The following is a 21,910-nucleotide window of genomic DNA, read 5'->3' on the forward strand; positions in this document are numbered from 1 at the left end:
GAATCCACAACGATGACTCCCTCATGATCGCTTTCATTTTACTTGGCATTATGGCATTGGTCGCTTGGTGCGTTGCGGGTGAAGGTCCGTGGGGGGCCGGTATCACGTTCCTGTGCGTGCTGTTCGCCGGATTGCTCGCGATGAATTTTTTCGAGCCGTTGGCCGATATGCTGGCGTCGATCACTAACACAGGCATGTGGTTGTATCGATGGGATTACATCGCCTTAGTCGGTTTGTTCGCTGCGTTCGTATTTGGGCTGCGGGAAATCAGTAACCGACTGGTTCCCACGTTCTTCCAAACCGAGGAAATCATCTACGAAATCGGACGCTGGGGTTTTGGGGTGCTGACGGGCTACGTCACGATGGCGTTTCTTCTGACCGCCTTGCACACCGCACCACTGCCACGAACGGTTACCAAAACCGGAATCGTGGAATTCCTGGGATTCCAAGCCGAGAAAGGCAATTTGTTTGGGTTTCACCCCGATCGCCAATGGCTGGGATTTACACGTTTTGTCTCGGCTCGGGGATTCGCTCGTTCGGACGAGCAGAATCGCTTTGACAATCCGATCTATCGGATCGGAGGACAAGGCGGGCCCGATAATCCATGGCCGTCATTCCCGATTCGTTATGCCGCCCGTCGTGAACAACTAGGCGGACAAGTGGTCGCCGCTCCCGTTCCGACAACCAACCCGGGCCCTACGAATCCGTCGCCCACGAACAACAACGCACCCGCCCCCTCAGGAGGCGCGGACGGGTTCTAGTTCCCGTGAGAATTGATTTTCGGAGCGTCGCGTTAAGACGTTTGACTGACGTACAAAACGGGCCTCATTGTCACTTGCGTCCTGCAATTGGTGGGGCGAGCGGAACGGCTTGATCCAACACGTTCTTGATGAACCCGATGGCCTCAGGAATCACGAGTTCTTCGTCCGGGATCGCAGCAAGCACGTTCGCCTGTCGACTCTCCAATACGTGAAGAAGCCGCTCACAGCACTCGCGAACCTCGCTCAGAAAATCACGAAGTGCCTCCCAGGACAGGTCTGTTCGGTGCAATTCGGTCGCTGACGCAGAGCGAACGCGATTCAACTTGGCCATCGTTTCGCCCGTGGTCCGGAAAAGAAATCCATCGACGAACGCGCGTCGGAGTCGGAACTCGGGATCGAACTGGTACACGGGATCGGCCCCCCAGTAAATCGAGAATGCTCCCGTTCGGCGAAATCCGATGAAGACCGGCTCGTCGGCTTCCGGGATTTCCAACTCCGCTCGCCGCACGAGCGCGATGGCTTCCCGCATGAGATCTTCACGATCGCTTTCGTTTCGAGCCATGCTATTTTTGCTTATAATTCCGTGGTTTTCTGTTGCGGTGTTTTTCGTCAGAGCGTGTTGAATATGCGACATCTTGACGTTTCTGGTAGTATATTTCCATGATGCTTACCTAAGCATGGTCTGCTTGGAATTGTTCACTGGATATGTCTGTGCCCGAGAAACGCCAACGCCCCCAATCATCGGCAGAAATCCCCTTACTGACGGAAACGGACCGTCTTGCTGAAGTCCAACGCAAGCAACAGTGGATCGCCAACTTCCTAAAGTCCTTTCAGTTGGACGGTTTGCTCCTCCAAAAGCGACACAATTTTGCGTGGTTTACTTGTGGAGCCGAGAACGGCAGCGACGCGTGTGCCGCTGGCAAAGCCGCGGTTTTCATCACCCCGGAAGCTCGGGTCATCGTGACCGACAACGTGACTTCCCCGTTGCTGTTTGAACGCGAACTCGCGGGGCTTGGGTTCCAATTGAAAGAACGGTCATGGCGGGAAGGCCACCGGGGTTTGATTGAAGATTTGTGCCACGGTCGGCAGGTCGGAGGCGATGTGCCACACGCGACTCGTCAGGATTATTCCGATGCCTTGGCCGGTTTTCGACAATGTCTCACGACTGAAGAAGCCATCCGCATCCGTGAATTAGGACGTGATGTGGCTCATGCTGTCGAAGCAACGGCTCGGCGATTGATCCGCGGTTCCACGGAAGCGGCTATCGCCGGGGAAGTGGCTCATCGCTTGATCAAACGACAGGTCGTGCCCTGTCGTTTGCAAGTCGCGGGGGACTATCGGCGTGTCCGGTTTCGCACACAGAGTTACACGCAGTCGCCGGTCAGCAAATTCTGCACACTGACCGCCACCGGACGCCGCGATGGACTGCACGTCACGGCCTCTCGAACGGTCTGTTTCGGAGAACTTCCCCGAGATTTGATCGAAAGTTATCAAGCAGCGATTCAGATCCAAGCAACGGGCATCTGTTTCTCGCGAGAAAACTGGACGCTGCAAGACGTCTGGCAACGTGTCGCCCGAATTTACGAAAAGACCGGATATCCCAACGAATGGGAATATGCATCGCAAGGTGCGGTCGTGGGATATCGCGATCCGGAAGTGCCGATCGTGGTTGGTCCGGTCGACGGAAATGTGTCGTTGCAACAGGGCATGGCGATTGTTTGGCATCCGTCTGTCGGTCCGGCGACATTGGCAGACACCTTGTTAATCACTCCAAATGGCGGAGAATTGCTCACGCCCATGGAGAATTGGCCGCGTGTTCGAGTCCGAGTTCGCTCGACAGCGATCAGCCGACCTGGAATCTTGCGGCGACGGAATACTGATCAACCTGACTCCGAAGAACCCATCGACCCGGCTGCACAAGACTCATTTGCGTGGCTCAGTGACGATCGCACGGGGTTGAGTGGCTTATTTAACGAGTAAGAGGCAAGAAATTTTTTCAAGCGACGATTTCATTGGTCGATTGGCACGGCGTTCGTAGCGTCTTAATGGTCGGGACTACACACTCCCTCGTACTCATGGTAGAATTGCCAATACTGGCATTCACAGAATCATTTCGCTTGAGTGTCAGAATCATACGTTCTTTTCACTGAAGATCGGACGGCCATTCGCTCTCATTCTCCAACCGAGCGTAAATCATGACGGATCGTTCCCCTTCGAATTCCATATCGTTCGACGAATTTCGTCCAGATCAAATGACGGACGATCCCCCGGTTGCGAACGCTGTCGACGAACCCGATGTGCCCCCGCCCTGGTTTCGCGGGAAATCGAAACCGTCTCAGTCTGTTTCAGACGGTTCTCCATCATCCGAACGAGTTGTGTCGGAACGTCGTCCACCGATCAAGCAGCGGAATTCTTCTTCCAGACCGCCGCAACTTCAGAATCGCCCTCCAATTCAGGATGCAGAGACAGACGATTCCACCAAACGGAATGAAATTGTTCACCCGCGGGCCTGGTATCTGGTTTGGTTGACGGACTTACAGAATCTTGTCACCGGTCGCGTCAAATTTGCTCGGCTTGGGTTGCTGATCTCGTTTTCACTGCATTTCATGGTTCTCGCATTACTTGGGCTTTGGATCGTTTCGCGTGATCGAGAACAGCAAGTGGAGATTGTGGCCGAACTGAGCGAACAGACCCAACCCACGGAATTTGAGGAAGTCGACCTGCAATTTAATGCCCTCCCGGAATTCAAACCGGAAGGACAGAACACGGTCGACGAACTTCCGCCAGTCAGCACGGAGAACTTGGCCATTGACGCCAATGTGCAAACGCTGCTTGAGGGTGGGGACGGTCCCGTTGGGGATGTCGGTGGCGGTATTGTGTTGCCGCCGCAAGCACTCAAGAAGGGAAGTTTTGCGGTCTGGACCGAACCCCGCGATCCGATCCCGAAAGAACCTTACTATATTATCATTGATGTTGATATCAGTAGCTTGGACAAGAAACTCAAGAGTTACCCCAAACGTGATCTCTCGGGTTCTGTGGTCGGAACGGATAATTACGAACAAGATTTCGGCGGACGTCGTGAGCGTGGAAACCTTCCGATCGTGGACGAGCATGTGCGGATGAAAGTTCTCGTCCCCGGGGCTGCACGACTGGTCCGCGATACCATCAAAGTCAAATCGAAGTTGCTTAACGAGGAACAGACGATCACGATCGTTTTCTAGCGGATGCGGCAAACCGGCGGTCAATTTCCGATTTGATCCCGAGTCGGCCCCGGATATGTACTAGATTTGTGGAACAGGAAATCTCCCCGTTTCGTTCCGTTGGCCCCTCCCGCTATGTCAATCGACGAGCAAACCATTGCTGAAAACGCGATTTCTTCAGACGACTTGCAGAAGCGTCTGGAAGAAGCCGAACGACGCGTTGAGTCGCAGAATGAATTGGTCCAAGAACTGACCGGACGGTTGGAACTTGCGGCGGAACAGTTAGACCGATTGCAACGGATGGGGGTCGAACGTGGTGAACACGTGCGAGGGTTCCCCAAAGCTGTGGTGGACGAACAAGCCGAACTCGTCCAAGAAATGTCGCGTGTCGTCGAAATCTACGAGGACGTGCAAGCCAGCGAATCGACCGCGTCCCTCCGCATGCAGGTGGAAGAACTCCGAGATTATCTCGAAGAACAGTTTCGGCTCTGGCACGAAAAGCAAGAAGCCGCGAACGCTCCGGAAGAGGAAGAAGACGAAGAGTCGGTCGAATCGGAAATCGAAGACGACGAAGACGAAGAAGCTGCGGAAGTCATCAAAGAAGAGTCGGAACCGCTCGAACCCATCCCGACCGTCCAACCGCCTGAGATCGTTGACGTGAACGTTGCGGATGAGCAGTTCTTAGAGAACCTGGTCAATTCGCAGAATGCGTTTATCGAGTTCCTTGCCACAAGGGTCGAACGGCTTAAGGACAAAGCAGATGCGGAAGACAAATCGACACGAGCCTCGGCAATGAATCTAGCCGACCCACAGGACGAGTTGATCGAAGCGATTCGCTACGCCGACTACGAAATTGCACTCCAGCGGCAAATCACGATCCGGAAAGAAGCGAGGCTCACAGAAGTGGACCGCCGGTTGGAAGAGCAACTTCAAGATCTCATTGGCTGATGACACCCAGCGTCAACGATTCGCAGCCGAACGCTCAACTTGCTCGTATGACGCCGGTTGAATGGCATTTGAGTTGGGTGTGGACTGTTCGGGGAACAGTCGAATCGTGGTGGTGGTGATCTTCTGCTGCACGAATTCCCGTCCGTCGGCCTGACGCACGGCCATGTCGAGCAGGTGTTTCACGGATGCGTGTAACGGCAATCCGGTCTCACGGTCAATTCGACAACTCCCATGTGCGTGGCCGCCACGGACGATGACTTGGACATCGTGGTTTTCGTGGTCGGCTTGCTCACCGAACGTGCGGGTGGTCGCGATCGTACCAGCAATGTCGATGTCAGCAATCCGATCTGTCAGCCGACTGAGACTACAATGATTCTGAATGAACAAAGGAACCGGCCGCGAGAGCGATCGTTCTCGAATCCAAGTATCCCCCGCAGCGACTGCGTGATCAGCCAACGGCAGGTACCCGATGCTGTCGTCAACGAAATTCGCCACCCCTTCTTCGGTCGAATTCGCAAAGGCATTCAGAACCTGTTCCTGTTGGGCAGGGGGGACATCACGAATACATCGTTTGAGGAAATCGGCAAATCCCACGGGTTTCAAGATTCGATGGTCCGGGCCAATCCAAAATGCGAAACCGTTGTTCACCAATCCCCGATAGGGCAGCATTACGGCCGGAAGAGGGCCGGTATCGGAATCCGAATCGAAGCTGATCGTTTTCCCACCAATCTCGTTCTGATACCGCACCCGTTCATAATGGACGCTCAGTTTTCGCCGACCGTCCTCGGTCATCTGTTCCAACCGCAACGTGACCAGCATTTCCAGCCAATCCCGGTTGACGATGTCCCCTTGAGGCATCTTCTGGATCAACGTTTGTTGGACGGTCTTGAGCAGCGGAACACGTCGCCCGGGTTGAAGATTCAATTTCAGGACTGCGGACGGTGTTTGTGCGATGGTTCTTGCCGGTGGCGGTTCCGGAGCGGAAATTTCCGGCTCGATGCCCTCTAAAGTCGAGGCGGCCGCCGGTTGGTCCGAGTCTGCCTCCTCTGAGTTGCCGCAGCCACCGGCGATCAGGGCACAGAAAAACACAAGTAGCCATTGGTTTAGAATACGCATCATATGCATCCTTGCCCGGTGCGATTTTTGAGGGCCAAACCTTATCATCTTCCGTTTCGAGCGCGAAGACGGATTGCACAAGCGTTGAAACACGAACAAGCCGAACGGTCGTTACAACCGGTACACTCAACGAAGCCGGTACGACAGGCGACGATCGGACGACAATCGCGATTCAGTAGGACTACGGGTTTGGGGGTCGATCCCGTTGTGACGATGTTTCAGGTGGAAAGCGTTCTCACGGAATAGAGAATGTCGCCGCTTAGGACTAATTCAACGAGTCGTCCGAGAAAGCGGAATCGTCCGGTTCCAAATGGTTGGTACCGGTTGCCGAAACGGAATCTCGGATGGATGCGACTCGGGTCCAGCGGTCTTATTTGCCACTGGAGGGTGACCATGAAAATTTACGCATCGATGATGCTTGTTGCTGTCGTTTCGATCAGCGGTTGTAAGGTAGCCTCAAAAACCGCGACCTGCGGAGCCACCTGTGCCGATCAAGGTGCGGTGGCTTGCAGTGCCACCAAAGTTTGTGATCCATCGAAGTCTTGCTCGAAGACATCTCCATTTTGCGGCGACTCCAAAGGTTGCAAGCTGGGCAAGAGCCGCGTGAGTTGTGCTTCGACCGGCTGCGTCAAACCCGGCTGTGGCGACGCAACCGGCAAAGGAAACTGCGGCCCCGCAAGCTGTGCTTCCACCTGCATTCCTAAGGGTGCCACCAGCTGCACGACGACATGTGTGCCCAAGTGCGTCTCGCAAGCTGAAACCAAACCGCAACCGAATCCGTTCGTTCAACAAGCGGCGAAACAACCTGAAGCCGCGAAGCAAGTCATTCGACCAACTTCGAGCGAACAACCTGCGACGACTGCAAAGCCAGCCGTGACGCAGATTCCCGCTCAGTTGGTGGACGATGCACCGGCTTACGGTCACTCTTCCGATTACCGTTGGTTGCTAGGTGTGATCCAAAAGGTCAACACGCCTGTTGCAACGACCAAAGTGCGATACGCTCGTCTTGACGAACAGGACGCTTGGGGTGGCAGCATGGTTCTCGCTGAGGATATTCGCCACGACGAATTCCAAGATGGCGATGTTGTCTACGTCGAAGGTCAAATCTTGGCCGATCGTCCCAGCTTGTACGTGAGTGGCCCCTTGTATCGAGCCAACGTGATCCGCAAAGCCACCTCGGCTGACCGAATCAAGGCCACGAAATAGCGAACCAACCGGCGGACGCCCCACCGGAATGTTCAACGAAGGAACCCGTGATCGAGGAGATTTCCTCGGTCACGGGTTTTTCGCATGAATTCGCGGTTGTCACACCGTCCGGTGCAACTGCCGACCATTATTGGTCTTGGTAGACCTTGGTGCTTTCTTGCTCAACAACTGGTGATCGCAGCGTATCGGATTGAGCTTGCACGGAAACTCGGAAGTCACCGGGTTTCGTACCTTTGATGTTGACGCGATAGATCGCATCGGCACGCGGAGCCAACTTGGGCAGGGCACCGAAGAAGACCGTTTGGCCTTTGACGGTAGCTTTCGTCGGGCCACGGGAGTTGGTGATTTCCATCCCATCGGGCACATCGAGTTTGATCTGCACGTTGGTGGCGTAGTCCGTACCTTGGTTGGTGATCAGGATTTCGTAAGCGGTTTCCGCTCCCACTTCGACTGGGTCGTCGATATCGACAACTTCCAGCAAGATAGCAGCAATCCCTTCGACGGTCGTCGCATGACGAGCCATGCAGGTCAGTCCGCGTTCAGCTTTCGCGGCCGCCAACAGTGGGAACTCACCACGATCCAACGCTTTCAGATCACATTTGACGACAACTTCTTTGCCGGGTGGAATCTGATTGACAAACCAGTTCACGGTTTTGCTAGCCGCATCGAACTTGCCGAAGTCGGTGGCTCCGAGGAAGCCGAACGAGCGAGGGACAGCACATCGAATGTGCACGTTGTCGGCCGGAGCGGTCCCTTTATTGACCACTTTGACTTCGAACGTCGCCGGACGATTCACGTAGCGGAATCCAGGGCCGTCGATTTCCATCGCCAAGACGGCACCGATCCCTTGAACCTTGCGTGTTTGCTCCGCTTTCAAACCGTGATCAGCAACAGCGGTGAACGTGCAGAGGTGTTCGCCAAGTTTCGTCACATCAGCCAACACGCGAACCGATCGTGATTCGCCAGGATTCAAAGTGCCGATTTCGTAGGTTGTGCCTTTGGCGAGCGGTCGCAAGCCTTCGGAGTAAGCGACTTTGAGCAGCGTGTTCGTGGTCGGGCCCGTTCCCGGGTTTTCGATCACAATGTTCATGATGGCTTGGTTGCCGATGACGACCGTTTCCGAACCGTCAGCAGCCAATGTCAGTTTCGGCTCGATCACTTCGAACTTTGTGTTCGCGGTGGTGCTGTAAGTCACGCGAGCATGACTTTCCGCTGGTCCGGCTTTGACCGGCTTCAGACGCAACGCGATCCGAACTTCTTCGTTCGGCTCGATCTTCTCGACCATCCACATTTGGTCGTCGCCGACTTTCTCCGGACGAGGACGCGAGTTGATCAACTCGAACCCGGTCGGAAGAACATGATCGATTGCCACCTGTTCAATCGTGACTGCGCCTCGGTTGCGAAGAACGAGTTCGAAGTCGTCTTCCGCACCGACCATGATCGCTTCAGGCGTGACCCAATCGACCGACAAGCTCGGAATTTGGCTTTTAAACGTCTTCACATAAGGTGTCGAACCATCACGTGGAGTGACGTTCATTCCGATCGACGGTCCCAATGCATTGATGCGAACTGTGGAACTCGGTTGCGCCGGCAGTTTCGCGGCTTCCTTCTTCACCGTGGGCAAAATCGTTTTTGCCGGCGGCACTTTGAAGTCGGAAGTCGGAGCCGCTTTTTTCGGCGGCGCGATGGGAGCCGCGAACGGATTGGAACTTGGTTCCGGTTTTGGCAACGGTTTCCCGTCGAACTGTGCGTGTGCTGTCAGCGGCCAAGCGATGGTCGTGACAAGCAACATCAATAATGGTTTCACCAACCCAACCTTCTTCATGTCGACCTCCGTGGCCAAATTCGAAAACACTGCCCGCAACCGGCGCTCAATATGTGTCTTGAACGAGTCGGCTTCCTGCCGAGAGTTTTGGTCGTGAATCCGCGTGATCCGAAAACGCTCGAACTTCAGCCGAATCGCGCAGGATTTCTACTTAGTTCGAGATCGGCATTGTGGCCGACAAAATAGAGAAGTTTTTCCGGTTTTACGGATTAATTCTGCGGATCAGGTCCCGTTCATGAACAAAGGTCACGATTCTCCAATTCGACTCAAGTCCTGATGAGCGTCATGCGGGTGATTGCAAAATCATCCAGTTTTCAGAACGTCGAGCAGCATCCGGATCGGCGGTATATGGGATATCCGCAAGCTGACGCTGATATTCAACCGGAAGATCGTGCTGGGCGGCACCACGGATGATGTATTCTCGATACCAACAGAATGCCGTGAGACGCGGAACGGTCCAGTCGGGTCGGGCGGTGTAGAGATTGACAGTCTGGATCGCTCCGTCACTGAGTTCGACCTTCGCGGTGGAACAATCGTAACCCACGCCGACACCTTCGCAGCGATCGAGTTCCGACTTGCTCAGACCGGACACGCGGCGGACAACTCCCCACATGAAGTCGCCTTCACGCCCAGTCCACATCGCATCGGCCTTCGCCGAGCCATCGTATCCGCGTTTGTGCATCCGAAAGACGTATCCCCGCAGCCGAGCACAACCAAGCCGCTCCGTTTCACCGATTCGTGCCGTCAGGCGTTCGATGCACATGTTGGAGCCGTAGCAGAAAATCAAGTTGGACATAATGACGATTAGCGTTTGTCGGACAGTCGAGTTTGGTAGTTCAAAGCAACGAGAAATGACCTCTGCGATTGTTTTCCGGGACTCGTCACTGAATTTCCCTGATGGAAACGGGTAGAATACCGACTGAAGCAAAATCTTGCGGACAGTTTCGCGGAACTTTTCCAAGATTACGGGGTTCCATCAATCAAACCAACCCTGCATTTGCAGCGAATGAAAGTCCAAGGAGATCGGAATGGGTCCGGCGTCTGCCGCCTCTCAAACTGATAACACATCAGGTACTCAGACATCGACGGCTGGAAAAGAGGCCAACGGTTGGCTGCACGATCCCGATGTGCAATTGATGTTGCGAACTCAGCAGGGGGACCGACAGGCTTTTGAACAACTGGTGTTGGCCTACCAGGACCGATTGGTCGGCATCTTCACGCACATGATTGGCAGTCAGGAAGCGGCCGAGGATTTAGCCCAGGAGGTCTTCCTCCGTGTTTATCGTTCACGCGAACGATACAAACCGAAGGCGAAGTTCTCGACTTGGTTGTTCCACATTGCCAACAATTTGGCGAAGAATGCTCGGCGATCGTTGGGTCGTCGGAAGGAAGTTTCCTACGAATCACGCCCCACCGATCAATCGTCCGGCGATTTCGCCAGCCACGTTGCGGACAAGTCCGGCCTGATGCCGACCAGACAGTTAGCCAGACGTGAACTACAAGGAATTGTGCAGGACGCGCTTGATACTCTGAGTGATCGCCAACGGATGGCCGTACTTCTACATAAATTTGAAGGCATGAGTTACGCCGACATCGGGCAGGCCATGGAACTCAGTCCGGCGGCGGTAAAAAGTTTGTTATCGCGGGCTCGTGAGAACCTGCGGATGAAACTCGAATCCCAAATTCAGTAAAGCAGTTAACCTTTCAAGCCCCCTTTTGTCGCATTAAAGCACTTTCGATGAATTCCTCCGAACCGCTCAACGAAGATCGCTACGAACAGTTCGTCGCCTATTTGGACGGTGAGTTGGACGAAGCGTCCTCACGCAGTGTCGAATCCACATTGGCCAACGACGAACACGCTCGCAACGAAGTCGCAGCGTTGGCTCGCACGTGGGATCTTCTCGATGAACTGCCTCGCGTGGATGTCTCGAGCGACTTCACCGAGAAAACGCTCAGTTCGGTTCGGCTCGACACGATCGTTGAGAAAGAGGACGCAGACTCCGAACGTCCCAACGGGCAGAAGTGGCTGATCAGTGCGATGCTAGTTGTGGGAATGGTCTCGTGTTTTCTAGCCGGTCTGTTTCTTGTGCAGGGTATTAGCGACCCGAAAACCGACGTCATGTTGCAAAATCTTCCGGTAATCGAGAACCTAGAAACTTACGAGGACATCGGTGACGCCGAATTTCTGCGTCGGCTTCAGGAAATGAAAGACTTCCAAGATGCGGTGGAAACTCAGCCCGAATAAGCGGTTGCCCGAAGCAGTCTTGTCCACGCCGGTGTGGTCTGCGCTGATTGTCTGCAGCGTGTTTTGCATGTCGGGAACGGATCAGCGTCCGACGACACCGTCAATTTCGCCGGACGAAATTGACGCCCGACGCGCCCGCATTAAAGCAATGTCCGCGAGCGATCGCAGTCGGTTGCAGCAGAACCTCTCGCGATTCCTGGCGTTACCGGCTGAGAAACAAGCTGACTTGGTCGAACTTCATCGTCAGATTGAAAGCGATTCCGCGCTCCGCGACACAAAAGAGAAGTTTGAAGAATGGTTGAGTAATCTTTCCCCATGGCAGCGGCAAGAACTCACGAGCCAATCGACGGTTGATAAAAAACTCACGGTCGTACGAGGAATTCTCACAAAGCAACGACAGCAACGCGAGGAATCTCGGCAACTTCAGCAACGTGTCGAGGAGATTTGGGCCAAGCATTGGGACGCCAAACCGCCGCGGTCATTCAAGATGCCAACGGCCGCACTGGACCGCACCATCGACTTCTTGGAACAGCAACTTCCGAAGGACGAACGCCCGTCAAAGAGTCTTTCAACTCAGAGTCGACGCGCCGTCGTGCTGCTGAACGTCTTGGACCACTATGCGGACCGGGAGAACGCCCAGGAAGAACCAATCCCCTTGGAAATCTTCAAGGAGATCGAACGGAAAATTCGAGAGCGTCAGAGCGTTCCCCGTCCGCCGTTGATTCGGGAAGACGACAAAGACCCTTCTCGCAACGTCACTCGACTGTTGGCCTGGAACGTCTTGTTCATTGGCTTCGAGGAAATTCTCAGCGAACGGCCCCGTCCGAAAAACCACGAAGAATTGCTGGAATTCGTCGATCAGTTTGATCCGAAGTATCGCCGCGACTTCGAAGAGATGTCTAAGCGATCTCGTTCGGAAGCATTTGAAAAGCTGAGTCGAACATTCACTGACTTGTACTTTGAACAGCAAGCACCGGAGTTTCGTCGCGAAAGTGAACGGCTTCGGGAACGGATGAGATCACTTGGGTTATTCCGCGATTGGCAACCCCGCCGTGGTGGACGCGGACCGGACCGTGATGGTCGTGGCCCTGGCGGACCCGGTGGACCAGATCTTGGCCGTGGTCCTGGCGGAGGTGATCGTGACGGACGCGGCCCACGATTCAGACGAGAAGGGGAACGTCCGCCGGAAGACGATGACCGATTTCGTCGTCCGCCGAGAGACGATCGCTGATTTGCGAACCTGATCAAATGAAAAAAGCCGCTCGCGGACGAATCCGTGAGCGGCTTTTTCTTAGACTTTCGTGTCCACTCAGTGAGTGAACGACATCCGTGTCTTCACAAGTCGTCCCTGGTGCCTTGGAGCTTGACGAAAACTCGGATTTTGGGGTTGAGTGAGTGAGCCGAACGCCCAACCTGAGTGAACACGAAATTCGCTTTGTCTTCTATGAAACCCTTTTGTCTAACTGGTTTTTTGGTCGGACCAGCCTACCCGGCTAATCCTTGGAACATGGTCCCGAAACCGGGCATGTCTTGTTTCAATGTTTCGAGCCAGGCGGCAGGCTGCCAAATTTCCACGCAGATCACCGCACCGACAATCATCACTTCTTGGTTCGTTGCAACATCCAAGAACTCTCGAAAACCCTCTGGAACCAGCAACCGCGAGCGATTCGCTAATTTCACCGTCTTCGAACGCGTGGACAAGAGGCGACCGAGTCGCTGCACTTCATCCCAACGTTGTTCCATTCGACCAGCCTGGATGCGTTGCTTGATCAACCCGACACCGTCATCCATTCGCTTCTGCCATTCAGCGGCCCGCCACAGACTGAGACAGCCGTAGCGTTCCTTGGCAATGATGGTCTCACCGTCCTCATCAGTGACGGCTTGCGCCATCTCGGTTGGTAGCGAGACGCGAAAGCGATCATCAATGGTCCGTTTGACCTCACCTGTGATGAACGATTCCGGCGGCATCACGAACCTTGCCAGTCGTTAACTTTCAGCCTCCTCTGTTGCAACCAGCCAACCACTCCTTGGAAAACTCAAACTCCAGCCTGGGCACTTTCCCCACCTCATTTCGATCCATGAGGTGTTATTGGGAAGAAATCCCACACCGAAAGAAGTTTATCCGAGTCGATTGTGGAAGGCAAACCAGTTTTCGTGGATTTGGGCAAGAATCCCACAGTTATCCCGCAGCGTTCCCACTGAGAATCGTTGCGATCGCTCAACCCCACCGCGAATCGCACGTGTTTCCCACGGAAAACCCGTGTGGGATTCCTGCCCACACGCGAACCGGTGGCTTTGAAGCCATACTCATCCGAGGAACGTCGTCGGGGGTTCGTTGATTGATAAAGTCTAAGGGTTAGACGGATTTTGTGGATTTTGCTTCAGCGTCATCGGGGGTCTGCCGATATATGAAACTGTCGGCGGGGTTCGCCTCATCGACACCGCGGCTGAAATCTACAAACCCCTAGAATCTCGACCGAGATGTGGGTTTCTGTGGGACAGGCCGTGCTATCGACTGGAGGCAGTTGCAAGATCATTCGGAGGCGATGTTTCAAAACTGTTCGAGAGGCTTGACTTTAAGTCTTGCATCTCTTTACAGTTGAGACGAACGGACGTCACTCCCCAAGGACGTGATCTTGCCCGAACTGACTCTCCGGGAGATCGGAATTGTGACCAAAAAAGAGATCGTCAAAGCCATCTCCGAGGAACTCAACCTTCCCCAGTTGAAGACCAAAGAGATTGTTCAGAAAACATTTGACGCCATTATCGACACTCTGGTTCGGGAATCTCGGATCGAGTTGCGAAACTTCGGGGTCTTTGAAGTCAAAAAACGAGCGGCCCGCAAGGCCAGAAATCCAAGAACCGGTGATCCGGTGGAAGTTGCCGAGAAGTACGTGGTGACTTTCAAACCGGGTAAGGAAATGGAAGAACGAGTGCGGCAGATGGAGGAGGAAGATCGCTTGGCTCGGACGCAGGAAAATTCCGCGTCGGCAGCCGGGGCCGATCCAACCAATTCTTCATCGACTCCTTCAAGCTATCCGCAAGGATATGGCTCGGCGGAACCGACAACTCCTAACCCCATCAACGAAACGCCGGGACACGGACAATCGTAAGATGACATGATCTCTGGTGACGTTGAATGTCACCGGTGAAACACAACATGGAAGTGATCTGCTGGAACCGATCTGGCGGAACAGGCAAGTTCAACGGGACCGAGTCACGCCCTGTTCAGGGAGGAACATGATGCGTAAATTCTTCTGCACCGTGGCGTTGTTGGCAATGATTACGGTCCAAGCGGGGTGTTTCATTCCGCTGTACTCCTCATCGCCCGACGTCCGTACCAAACAACTGATCAACCAATCGGAAAGCCTACGGCATATTCCGGAAATTTGGGAACGAATTTGGTTCCTCGATATGCCCGACTTGCTGACTCCGTATCGGACACACGGTGGGGTGATCTAAACCCATTCGCCATTAGCTAGGGCTTCCTAGTTCGATTGCGTGAAGTTTGCAACACCAATCAGCTAACAGCACGCGACACGTTGCCGAGCGGCTTTGTGATTTGTACGATGGGGATTTCCATCGTACCTCTTGCAAATGAATGCTTCGCGACGTGTCCAACCTTGCTGTCCGCTTGAACCGACTCGCATTGGCCAACCCGATTCTTGTGGCGTCCGGCACGTTCGGTTACGCCCGGGAAATGGGGGCGTTCGTGCCTTTCGACCGCCTCGGTGGAGTGATCCCGAAAACGATCACGCCGCAACCACGGGTCGGGAATTCGCCACCACGAACCGTTGAGACCTCATCGGGACTTCTCAATTCCATCGGTCTCGACAACGATGGTCTCGAAACCTTCGTTGCCAAGCACCTTGAGTATTTGCTCGGGTTGGGAACAAAGGTCATTGCGAATATCGCCGGCAAGACGATTGACGACTTTGCAATGATGGCTCGTCGATTGAATGAGTTCCCCGCGCTCGGCGGATTGGAACTGAATATCTCGTGCCCGAATGTCAGTGGCGGTGTTGATTTTGGCACCGATCCGGAACTCGCTTCTCAAGTCGTGAAAGCCGTGCGGGACGCTTGCGATCTGCCGGTGATTGCGAAACTCACCCCGAATGTGACGAGCGTTCCACGGATCGCTGAAGCCGTCCATTCGGCCGGGGCGGACGCTGTCTCGCTTGTGAACACATTCCAAGGGATGGCGGTTGATTGGCGTCGTCGTCGTCCGATTCTGGGTGGGAACTTCGGTGGTCTCAGTGGACCAGCCATCAAGCCGTTGGCGTTGCGTGTGGTTTGCCAAGTGGCCCGGGCCGTTGATATCCCGATCATCGCGGTCGGTGGCATCTCCAATGTGACGGACGTGCTGGAATTTCTTGTCGCCGGGGCATCGGCTGTTCAAATTGGAACAGCGAACTTCTACAATCCCAAACTCGCTGGTGAGTTGGTCGACCAACTTCACCAAGTTTTGCGAGACGAAAACATCGCCGACGTCACGGATCTAGTGGGCACATTGCAGCTCAACGAACCTCAGTCGAGCAAAGCGATTCTTGGAACGCCGACAGCATCCGACGACGCGGAATCTGAACACAACTCCAATTGACCCCACGAAACGGTGAACACCATGAGTCCACGAGTCCTGTCGGGAATCCAACCCACCGGACGATTCCACTGGGGCAATTATTTCGGTGCGATTCGACAGTACATTGCCCTTCAGGATCACGATCAGGCGTTCTACTTCATCGCGGATTTTCACGCCCTGACGACGGTCCGAGATCCCAAGACATTGCGGGGCTTCACCCAGGATGCCGCCATTGATTTGCTGGCGTTGGGTTTGGACCCCGCGAAAGCCGCTTTGTTTCGACAGTCCGATGTGCCGGAGATTCCCGAACTCACGTGGCTTTTGATGACGGTGACGCAAATGCACCTGCTCGACAAATGCCATGCTTACAAGGACAAGAAGGAGAAGGGCATCGCCGCCGACGCTGGGCTGTTCACCTACCCGGTTCTGATGGCCGCGGACATCTTGGCGTATGACAGTGATATCGTGCCGGTCGGGCAGGATCAGGTCCAACACATCGAAGTGACCCGGGACCTCGCCCAACGATTCAACCACTTCTATGGTGAGACGTTCGTGCTGCCGAACGCGAAGGTTCTCGACACCACCGCCAAAGTGCCGGGCACCGATGGCGAGAAGATGTCCAAGAGTTACGGGAACATCATCGAGCTATTCATGCCGCCAAAGAAACTGCGGAAGAAGATCATGTCGATCAAGACGGACTCCACCCCCATGGAAGATCCGAAAGACCCGGAGACGTGCGCGGTGTTCACGCTTTACAAGCTCTTCTCGAGTGAGGAGCAGCAAGCGACGCTCGCGGAACGATACCGGGCCGGCGGAATGGGCTATGGCGAAGCGAAACAGACATTGTACGAAGCCGCGATGGAGTACTTCGGCGAAGCTCGGGAACGTCGAGCCGACTTGGAACAACGCCCCGACGACGTCGAACAGATTTTGCAAGACGGTGCGGCACGGGCACGTGCGAAAGCCGGAAAAGTACTTGCACGAGCCAAGTCTGCATGCGGGTTGAGCGCGAGGCCGTCATGACGGATGCTCCTCGCCCGAAACGCCAATGGACTTGGTTGGTCCTTTGCGTGGTCCTCTCGGGGATTGCAGCGTTTATCACGGCTCGCTTGCCAGTCACCATGCAGAAACCTGGCATCACATCGTTGTGGCTTGCCGGTATCATTGGTGCATTGGTCGCCTGGCTCGCTCGGGAGAATTCCGTTGACTCCCAACGGGTCATAATCGGATTGGCGGCGACATTGGGCATCCTTCCGGCCCTTGGTCTGACAGGACAGCGTTATTGGCTCTATCGCCAATCGAAGATCGAAGAGTACCTAGGTGATCTCAATGGTAGCAGTGCGATTCCACCGGACGCCGTCCAACTCTATACGGAGAATGCCACCCCGCCTGCGAATCTTCGGGAGCAATTCCGGGCAGACCGTGAAGCCGCATTGCAACAGATTTTGCCGTTCGACACCTACCTGACGACTCGTCTCGCCGCATTTGGTATCGGAACTGATGGGCGGTCCCGAACCATCGCATTAGTTTCTTGGACGTTCGAAATTCTGCTGTCGGGCGTGGCGGCTAGCGTTGTCGCCAGACTCACCCATCGTGCTCTGACATCAACGGAGTCGCCCGTATGACGATCATCGGACTTGGGACAGACATTGTCGAGATTGCAAGAATCGGCCGGATGATTGAACGTCATGGCGAACTGTTTTTACGCAAAATATACACCGACGAGGAAATCAAGTACTGCCATCGTCGTCGCGACTCGTATCCCAATTTTGCCGGTCGTTGGGCCGCGAAAGAAGCGGTGATGAAGACGCTTGGCACGGGCGTTTCTCAGGGAGTGAGTTGGCAACATGTGGAAGTCGTCTCGTTGCCCTCGGGCGCACCGACGATGAAAGTTCGCGGTGGTGCATGGGACTACGCTCGCTCCTTGGGCATCGACGATTTTCTCATTACCATTTCGCATTGCCGTGCATATGCGACGGCAACCGCAATTGCTATTCGGAACGATTAATTCTCACCCCTCGCGGAACAACACATGAACGCACCGCAATCGACCGCTGACACCGCACATGCAGACATCGGCTTGGTGTGTGCGTTGGCGATTGAGGTCAACCCCTTGCTCGATCGCTGTGATCGCGTCCGCAAATACACCGGCGGCAAGTTCACGTTTCGTGGTGGGCGGTACGATGACATTCGGCTCGCTGTTGTCCAAGCGGGGATGGGGTTTGCGAATGCCCGACGTGCAACGTTAGCTCTGCTGGAAGCACACACGCCGTCTTGGGTGATCTCTTGTGGATTTTCAGGAGCACTCCGTGATGGCATGCGGGTCGGCGACATTGTGTTGGCAAACGGTATTGTCGACACACACGGGCAGTCGTTGAATCTTGATCTCAACATGCCGGCGGATCCCGACAACGGATTGCATGTCGGTCGTCTCGTCACAGCGGACGAAATGGTTCGCACGGCGGACGAGAAACGTAAACTCGGGGAAAAACACGACGCGCTCGCGGTCGACATGGAATCGTTGGCCGTCGCGCAAGTTTGTCGTGAAACCAATACGAAATTTCTTGCGGTCCGAGTTATCAGCGATGATCTCTCAGCCGATCTGCCGCCGGAAGTTCTGAGTATTCTCGGTTCGAGCGGTTCGATGCGTGTTGGAGCCGCCGTCACGTCGCTATGGAAGCGTCCGAGCAGTGCCAAAGATATGTGGCGACTCCGTCAACAAGCCACCAACGCAGCCAGTCGTCTAGCCACCTTTCTTGACGGCATTCTTGTGCAACTCCATGCGGCAATACCGAAATCCTGAGTGACAACGCCCCGGCCGTTCGAATACGGGTTTGCATCCCGTTCGCACGATTGATGCCCGTCCGTGTTCAAGTTTCGCGAGATGCCAGACTTTCTTCGGACCGGTCCAATACCACGTCGATGATTTTCGGATGCAACCCCAACGGCGGGCACAACTCGAAGGTCACGTGCGGATACTTTTTTTCTGCGTCCTGACGATGCTGCTCTAAGTCTTCGATGACGTGCACCCCCGCCGAGAGAAAATACGGCAGCAACCGCACGTTTTCGATTCCCGGTTGAACGCAAGCGGCAATCCCTTGGGGTATGGTGGGCTCGGTCAGCTCGAGATAAGCCACCTCGATCGCTGCAAAATCCGAGCGTTCACGAACCTGTGTTGCCAACGTGACTAGATCCGCATTGGCTTCCGGTCGACGGCTACCGTGCGCGATGAGTAAGAGGGCAATGGATTGTTGTTCCGTCGGCATGAACCATCTTTCCTAAGTATGAAGAAAATTCAACGGTTGTGACACGTCGTCCTCGATCGCATAATAATTGGACCGAGCTATGCAACATCTTAGTCGCTGCACGGGCTACGGACAGTGGGGCTTGGGCAACGTAATGATGATCAACGTCTGATCCATGTTTCACGTCGACATGACGATCGGGGCAAAAATTCGTGGGCGGGTGAATGGGGCGTCATGGACATCGAACAAATTGGGCCGTACCAAATCGACCGCAAAATTGGCAGCGGTGGCATGGGGACGGTCTATCTGGCCAGTCATGAAGAAACCGGCGAGCAAGTCGCGTTGAAAACGCTCTCACCAGCCCTCGCGCGGGAATCGGGCTTCGTACAGCGGTTCCATCAAGAGATTCATTCATTGGCCCAGCTCACGAATCCACATGTGGTCCGTCTGATCGACAGTGGAGCCGACAACGATATTTATTACTACGCGATGGAGTACGTCGAAGGCGAGACCGTCACCCAGCGGTTGCGGAAGATCAAGAAATTTCCGTGGGAAGAAGTCGTCGACATCGGCATCCAAGTGTGTTCAGCGCTCAAAGCCGCACACGATGCGGGAATTATCCATCGCGATATTAAACCATCGAATCTGTTGCTGGATCCGGAGGGCCAAGTCAAGCTGACGGATTTCGGGATCGCAAAGCTGTTTGCAGCCGGAAAACTGACCGCAACCGATGGCATCATCGGCACCGCCGAGTATATGTCGCCGGAACAAGCTCAAGGAAAACAGGTCACAAGTTCCAGCGATCTGTACTCACTCGGTGCCGTGATGTACACGATGCTCACAGGACGCCCCCCGTACACCGGGAAGACAGCATTGGAAGTCATCCAGAAACACAAGTTCGGTCAGTTCGATCGCCCGGCTCGATACGTTGAAAACCTGCCGCATTGGCTTGATGAGATTATCTGTGGTCTATTGAGCAAGTCGCCCGAGGACCGACCGCCGTCGGCGTATGTACTTTCGCGTCGACTGTCGGAAGTGCTGAAGAAGGTCGAGCTTAGTGAATCCGACGAAACTCGTGATGCACCGATGGCGAACACATCCGCCGTGGCCACGGCTCCCACGCAAGCCCCTGAAGAGCAAGTTTTCAGTGGGGCACTGGTCCGTGACCTTGTGCGGCGAGAGTTGGACGACCTCGCTGGCCAATCGCCGATCGAGCGATTCTTCGATAACACCTGGGTATTGGTCGGGCTATTGGTGGCATTGGTAGCCGGTGGGATTTGGTGGTTTCAACGCAAAGACCCAACTCCGGTGGACAGGCCAACCAAACCAATTGTCAACGCCCCGGATAAGAATGAAGCACCGACCTCTCGGCAGGCAATCACTCGTTTGAACATCTGGTTGCAAACGTCTCCCACCAGTGAGGCAGCCAAATATGTCGAGAATGCTGTGCTGGACCTGCATGACGGAAATCTCGGCTCCGCGCGCCAAACACTCGACGCATTGGACACCGTCATCGAGTCATCAAAAAATCAAGAATTGATGAAATTGCGAGACGATGTTTTGCCACGAGTGATCAAGGAAATCGACGTCGCAATGTCTGAGCAAGCCCCACGCATCTTCCCGCCCGAATTCATTCGCGATTCCATGCGACACGCCAATGAACTTGCCGAGATGGGACGGGTTGCGGAAGCGAGGGAAATCTGGAACAGTATCGTCCAATTGTGCGAGGCCGAACCGATGGCATCCGAATTGATTCGCGATGTCCAAGCTCGACTCGCGGACTCCCAGCCTGCTCCTTCCGCTGAAATTACCGACCCATGAGTGACCCCCACGACTTGAAAGCCAGCATCCGGACGATTCCCGATTTCCCCAAACCAGGTATTCAATTTCGCGATATCACGACACTTTTGGCATCTCCGAAGGCGTTTCAACGAACAATCGACCAGTTCGCCGAACGATTCGAGAATCAGGGCGTGACCGCGATCATCGCCGCTGAGGCCCGAGGGTTCATTTTCGCGGCCCCATTGGCACTCCGTTTGAATGCCCGTTTCATCCCGGTGCGGAAACCCGGCAAATTGCCATTCGAGGTCCACTCGTTCCAATATCAACTGGAATACGGCACCGACGCCCTGGAGATGCACACAGATGCGTTGTCAGCCACCGATCGCGTGCTGATGGTCGATGATTTGCTCGCCACCGGTGGAACCATGGAAGCGTGCATGCGGATCACCGAGAAACTTGGGGCGAATATCGTCGGCGCGGCCTTCGTGATCGAACTTCCATTCCTGAACGGACGCCAACGCTTGGAACCGCATGACGTGTATTCACTCGTTCAATATTCGGCGGAGGAATAAATCATGGCGGACGACGGAACCTCATCGCAAAGTGTTTTCGACGGTCGCGTCGTGGACCGATGTGAGCAAATTATGGCTCACCTGTGGATGGTGCGGACGTTCGTCAAACACAGCGACGAAGTGGAAGACTTCCCGGAATTGATGATGACCGCCCGAACGATTTTCGATACCGCGCTCGCGTTGGAAACACGGATCGAAGACCCGGCCAAGTATCAGCACATGCTGCGGAAAAAAATCGGTAAACTTCGGGCAGCCGCCGAACAATTCAAAATCGACGCCCCGCAGGCATCACTCCATACAAACTTCAAGATGGCCGTCATCTCGTTCGATGCGGGAGTCGGAGAATTGGAAGCGATTCTTGCCCAGGCGTCTGCGTGAACTGCAGTAGATTGACGCAGGCAAAACTGGTCTCGCGGCTAATTCCTTTGTTC

General features: G+C 54.7%; 24 protein-coding genes. 18 read left to right on the forward strand and 6 right to left on the reverse strand.

From position 1 onward, the window contains the following. Positions 1 to 23 precede the first annotated feature (23 nt). Complete coding sequence (locus G6R38_RS00605; RefSeq protein WP_206028413.1) at positions 24 to 761, forward strand: CvpA family protein; 738 nt, start codon at positions 24 to 26, stop codon at positions 759 to 761. Between the two features lie 70 nt (positions 762 to 831). Here the strand turns inward: G6R38_RS00605 and G6R38_RS00610 are convergent, their stop codons facing one another. After that, on the reverse strand, positions 832 to 1,323 hold the full coding sequence (locus G6R38_RS00610) for a hypothetical protein (protein ID WP_166819758.1): 492 nt from the start codon (positions 1,321 to 1,323) through the stop codon (positions 832 to 834). Positions 1,324 to 1,466: 143 nt separating this feature from the next. Here G6R38_RS00610 and G6R38_RS00615 point away from each other — a divergent pair, with 143 nt between their 5' ends. From G6R38_RS00615 to G6R38_RS00625, 3 genes are all read left to right on the forward strand, one after another. Further along, entirely contained in the window at positions 1,467 to 2,741 is a 1,275-nt protein-coding gene (locus tag G6R38_RS00615; RefSeq protein WP_206028414.1) for a M24 family metallopeptidase, read from the forward strand. Positions 2,742 to 2,956: 215 nt separating this feature from the next. Next, a complete protein-coding gene (locus G6R38_RS00620; protein ID WP_166819760.1) occupies positions 2,957 to 3,982 on the forward strand; it encodes a hypothetical protein in 1,026 nt (341 codons plus the stop codon). Between the two features lie 114 nt (positions 3,983 to 4,096). Continuing rightward, complete coding sequence (locus G6R38_RS00625) at positions 4,097 to 4,909, forward strand: hypothetical protein (RefSeq protein ID WP_166819761.1); 813 nt, start codon at positions 4,097 to 4,099, stop codon at positions 4,907 to 4,909. Positions 4,910 to 4,921: 12 nt separating this feature from the next. Here the strand turns inward: G6R38_RS00625 and G6R38_RS00630 are convergent, their stop codons facing one another. Beyond that, positions 4,922 to 6,028, reverse strand: coding sequence for a DUF6263 family protein (locus G6R38_RS00630; protein ID WP_166819762.1), 1,107 nt, complete (start codon positions 6,026 to 6,028; stop codon positions 4,922 to 4,924). A 390-nt stretch (positions 6,029 to 6,418) separates the two neighbouring features. Here G6R38_RS00630 and G6R38_RS00635 point away from each other — a divergent pair, with 390 nt between their 5' ends. Further along, positions 6,419 to 7,231, forward strand: coding sequence for a hypothetical protein (locus tag G6R38_RS00635; protein ID WP_166819763.1), 813 nt, complete (start codon positions 6,419 to 6,421; stop codon positions 7,229 to 7,231). Between the two features lie 127 nt (positions 7,232 to 7,358). Here the strand turns inward: G6R38_RS00635 and G6R38_RS00640 are convergent, their stop codons facing one another. Both G6R38_RS00640 and G6R38_RS00645 read right to left on the reverse strand, forming a co-directional pair. Then, positions 7,359 to 9,056 (reverse strand): COG1361 family protein, encoded by a 1,698-nt coding sequence (locus G6R38_RS00640; RefSeq protein WP_166819764.1) that lies wholly within the window; start codon positions 9,054 to 9,056, stop codon positions 7,359 to 7,361. 283 nt (positions 9,057 to 9,339) lie between these two features. Continuing rightward, complete coding sequence (locus G6R38_RS00645; RefSeq protein ID WP_166819765.1) at positions 9,340 to 9,852, reverse strand: gamma-glutamylcyclotransferase family protein; 513 nt, start codon at positions 9,850 to 9,852, stop codon at positions 9,340 to 9,342. A 232-nt stretch (positions 9,853 to 10,084) separates the two neighbouring features. On the opposite strand from G6R38_RS00645, the gene G6R38_RS00650 reads away from it, so the two are divergent. From G6R38_RS00650 to G6R38_RS00660, 3 genes are read left to right on the forward strand one after another with little or no spacing between them, the layout of a single operon-like run. After that, the gene (locus G6R38_RS00650; protein WP_240928010.1) at positions 10,085 to 10,747 is read left to right on the forward strand and encodes an RNA polymerase sigma factor; all 663 of its coding nucleotides are present in this window, start codon (positions 10,085 to 10,087) and stop codon (positions 10,745 to 10,747) included. A gap of 47 nt (positions 10,748 to 10,794) precedes the next feature. Next, on the forward strand, positions 10,795 to 11,301 hold the full coding sequence (locus tag G6R38_RS00655; protein ID WP_166819766.1) for an anti-sigma factor family protein: 507 nt from the start codon (positions 10,795 to 10,797) through the stop codon (positions 11,299 to 11,301). After that, complete coding sequence (locus G6R38_RS00660) at positions 11,276 to 12,532, forward strand: hypothetical protein (RefSeq protein ID WP_166819767.1); 1,257 nt, start codon at positions 11,276 to 11,278, stop codon at positions 12,530 to 12,532. The genes G6R38_RS00655 and G6R38_RS00660 overlap by 26 nt, the downstream gene beginning before the upstream one ends. A gap of 254 nt (positions 12,533 to 12,786) precedes the next feature. On the opposite strand, the gene G6R38_RS00665 is transcribed toward G6R38_RS00660, so the two are convergent. Beyond that, positions 12,787 to 13,269, reverse strand: a complete 483-nt coding sequence (locus G6R38_RS00665; protein ID WP_166819768.1) for a division/cell wall cluster transcriptional repressor MraZ — start codon at positions 13,267 to 13,269, stop codon at positions 12,787 to 12,789. 701 nt (positions 13,270 to 13,970) lie between these two features. Here G6R38_RS00665 and G6R38_RS00670 point away from each other — a divergent pair. From G6R38_RS00670 to G6R38_RS00700, 7 genes are all read left to right on the forward strand, one after another. Next, the gene (locus tag G6R38_RS00670) at positions 13,971 to 14,414 is read left to right on the forward strand and encodes an HU family DNA-binding protein (RefSeq protein WP_166820865.1); all 444 of its coding nucleotides are present in this window, start codon (positions 13,971 to 13,973) and stop codon (positions 14,412 to 14,414) included. A gap of 127 nt (positions 14,415 to 14,541) precedes the next feature. Continuing rightward, complete coding sequence (locus G6R38_RS00675; protein WP_166819769.1) at positions 14,542 to 14,763, forward strand: lipoprotein; 222 nt, start codon at positions 14,542 to 14,544, stop codon at positions 14,761 to 14,763. A gap of 139 nt (positions 14,764 to 14,902) precedes the next feature. Then, positions 14,903 to 15,901, forward strand: a complete 999-nt coding sequence (locus G6R38_RS00680) for a dihydroorotate dehydrogenase (protein WP_206028415.1) — start codon at positions 14,903 to 14,905, stop codon at positions 15,899 to 15,901. 21 nt (positions 15,902 to 15,922) lie between these two features. Next, complete coding sequence (gene trpS, locus G6R38_RS00685) at positions 15,923 to 16,903, forward strand: tryptophan--tRNA ligase (RefSeq protein WP_166819771.1); 981 nt, start codon at positions 15,923 to 15,925, stop codon at positions 16,901 to 16,903. Next, the gene (locus G6R38_RS00690; protein ID WP_166819772.1) at positions 16,900 to 17,505 is read left to right on the forward strand and encodes a hypothetical protein; all 606 of its coding nucleotides are present in this window, start codon (positions 16,900 to 16,902) and stop codon (positions 17,503 to 17,505) included. The genes trpS and G6R38_RS00690 overlap by 4 nt, the downstream gene beginning before the upstream one ends. After that, positions 17,502 to 17,888: a holo-ACP synthase gene (gene acpS, locus G6R38_RS00695; protein ID WP_166819773.1), complete on the forward strand. Its 387-nt coding sequence runs from the start codon at positions 17,502 to 17,504 to the stop codon at positions 17,886 to 17,888. The genes G6R38_RS00690 and acpS overlap by 4 nt, the downstream gene beginning before the upstream one ends. Positions 17,889 to 17,912: 24 nt before the next feature. After that, positions 17,913 to 18,683, forward strand: coding sequence for a phosphorylase family protein (locus G6R38_RS00700; protein ID WP_166819774.1), 771 nt, complete (start codon positions 17,913 to 17,915; stop codon positions 18,681 to 18,683). A gap of 67 nt (positions 18,684 to 18,750) precedes the next feature. Here G6R38_RS00700 and G6R38_RS00705 read toward each other — a convergent pair whose 3' ends face one another. Continuing rightward, the gene (locus G6R38_RS00705; protein WP_166819775.1) at positions 18,751 to 19,146 is read right to left on the reverse strand and encodes a sirohydrochlorin chelatase; all 396 of its coding nucleotides are present in this window, start codon (positions 19,144 to 19,146) and stop codon (positions 18,751 to 18,753) included. 213 nt (positions 19,147 to 19,359) lie between these two features. Between G6R38_RS00705 and G6R38_RS00710 the strand changes: the two genes are divergently transcribed. Genes G6R38_RS00710 through G6R38_RS00720 form a run of 3 tightly spaced genes read left to right on the forward strand, consistent with a single transcriptional unit; the run spans position 19,360 to position 21,857 of the window. Beyond that, the gene (locus tag G6R38_RS00710) at positions 19,360 to 20,946 is read left to right on the forward strand and encodes a serine/threonine protein kinase (RefSeq protein ID WP_166819776.1); all 1,587 of its coding nucleotides are present in this window, start codon (positions 19,360 to 19,362) and stop codon (positions 20,944 to 20,946) included. Beyond that, complete coding sequence (locus G6R38_RS00715; protein WP_166819777.1) at positions 20,943 to 21,479, forward strand: adenine phosphoribosyltransferase; 537 nt, start codon at positions 20,943 to 20,945, stop codon at positions 21,477 to 21,479. Before G6R38_RS00710 ends, G6R38_RS00715 begins: the two co-directional genes overlap by 4 nt. 3 nt (positions 21,480 to 21,482) lie before the next feature. Beyond that, the gene (locus tag G6R38_RS00720; RefSeq protein ID WP_166819778.1) at positions 21,483 to 21,857 is read left to right on the forward strand and encodes an amidohydrolase; all 375 of its coding nucleotides are present in this window, start codon (positions 21,483 to 21,485) and stop codon (positions 21,855 to 21,857) included. The last annotated feature ends 53 nt before the right edge of the window (positions 21,858 to 21,910 follow it).

The sequence above is a fragment of the Thalassoroseus pseudoceratinae genome, assembly GCF_011634775.1.
In the GTDB taxonomy this organism is placed as follows: domain Bacteria; phylum Planctomycetota; class Planctomycetia; order Planctomycetales; family Planctomycetaceae; genus Thalassoroseus; species Thalassoroseus pseudoceratinae.

Excerpts from the sequence above, each read along its gene's own strand:
- G6R38_RS00620 (WP_166819760.1), top strand. The coding sequence starts at position 2,957 with ATGACGGATCGTTCCCCTTCGAATTCCATATCGTTCGACGAATTTCGT.
- G6R38_RS00675 (WP_166819769.1), top strand. The coding sequence starts at position 14,542 with ATGATGCGTAAATTCTTCTGCACCGTGGCGTTGTTGGCAATGATTACG.
- G6R38_RS00645 (WP_166819765.1), bottom strand. The coding sequence starts at position 9,852 with ATGTCCAACTTGATTTTCTGCTACGGCTCCAACATGTGCATCGAACGC.
- G6R38_RS00715 (WP_166819777.1), top strand. The coding sequence starts at position 20,943 with ATGAGTGACCCCCACGACTTGAAAGCCAGCATCCGGACGATTCCCGAT.
- G6R38_RS00625 (WP_166819761.1), top strand. The coding sequence starts at position 4,097 with ATGTCAATCGACGAGCAAACCATTGCTGAAAACGCGATTTCTTCAGAC.
- G6R38_RS00655 (WP_166819766.1), top strand. The coding sequence starts at position 10,795 with ATGAATTCCTCCGAACCGCTCAACGAAGATCGCTACGAACAGTTCGTC.
- G6R38_RS00615 (WP_206028414.1), top strand. The coding sequence starts at position 1,467 with ATGTCTGTGCCCGAGAAACGCCAACGCCCCCAATCATCGGCAGAAATC.
- G6R38_RS00610 (WP_166819758.1), bottom strand. The coding sequence starts at position 1,323 with ATGGCTCGAAACGAAAGCGATCGTGAAGATCTCATGCGGGAAGCCATC.
- acpS (WP_166819773.1), top strand. The coding sequence starts at position 17,502 with ATGACGATCATCGGACTTGGGACAGACATTGTCGAGATTGCAAGAATC.
- G6R38_RS00660 (WP_166819767.1), top strand. The coding sequence starts at position 11,276 with ATGCGGTGGAAACTCAGCCCGAATAAGCGGTTGCCCGAAGCAGTCTTG.
- G6R38_RS00605 (WP_206028413.1), top strand. The coding sequence starts at position 24 with ATGATCGCTTTCATTTTACTTGGCATTATGGCATTGGTCGCTTGGTGC.
- G6R38_RS00705 (WP_166819775.1), bottom strand. The coding sequence starts at position 19,146 with ATGCCGACGGAACAACAATCCATTGCCCTCTTACTCATCGCGCACGGT.
- G6R38_RS00630 (WP_166819762.1), bottom strand. The coding sequence starts at position 6,028 with ATGATGCGTATTCTAAACCAATGGCTACTTGTGTTTTTCTGTGCCCTG.
- G6R38_RS00700 (WP_166819774.1), top strand. The coding sequence starts at position 17,913 with ATGAACGCACCGCAATCGACCGCTGACACCGCACATGCAGACATCGGC.
- G6R38_RS00635 (WP_166819763.1), top strand. The coding sequence starts at position 6,419 with ATGAAAATTTACGCATCGATGATGCTTGTTGCTGTCGTTTCGATCAGC.
- G6R38_RS00680 (WP_206028415.1), top strand. The coding sequence starts at position 14,903 with ATGCTTCGCGACGTGTCCAACCTTGCTGTCCGCTTGAACCGACTCGCA.
- G6R38_RS00665 (WP_166819768.1), bottom strand. The coding sequence starts at position 13,269 with ATGCCGCCGGAATCGTTCATCACAGGTGAGGTCAAACGGACCATTGAT.
- G6R38_RS00720 (WP_166819778.1), top strand. The coding sequence starts at position 21,483 with ATGGCGGACGACGGAACCTCATCGCAAAGTGTTTTCGACGGTCGCGTC.
- trpS (WP_166819771.1), top strand. The coding sequence starts at position 15,923 with ATGAGTCCACGAGTCCTGTCGGGAATCCAACCCACCGGACGATTCCAC.
- G6R38_RS00640 (WP_166819764.1), bottom strand. The coding sequence starts at position 9,056 with ATGAAGAAGGTTGGGTTGGTGAAACCATTATTGATGTTGCTTGTCACG.
- G6R38_RS00710 (WP_166819776.1), top strand. The coding sequence starts at position 19,360 with ATGGACATCGAACAAATTGGGCCGTACCAAATCGACCGCAAAATTGGC.
- G6R38_RS00650 (WP_240928010.1), top strand. The coding sequence starts at position 10,085 with ATGGGTCCGGCGTCTGCCGCCTCTCAAACTGATAACACATCAGGTACT.
- G6R38_RS00690 (WP_166819772.1), top strand. The coding sequence starts at position 16,900 with ATGACGGATGCTCCTCGCCCGAAACGCCAATGGACTTGGTTGGTCCTT.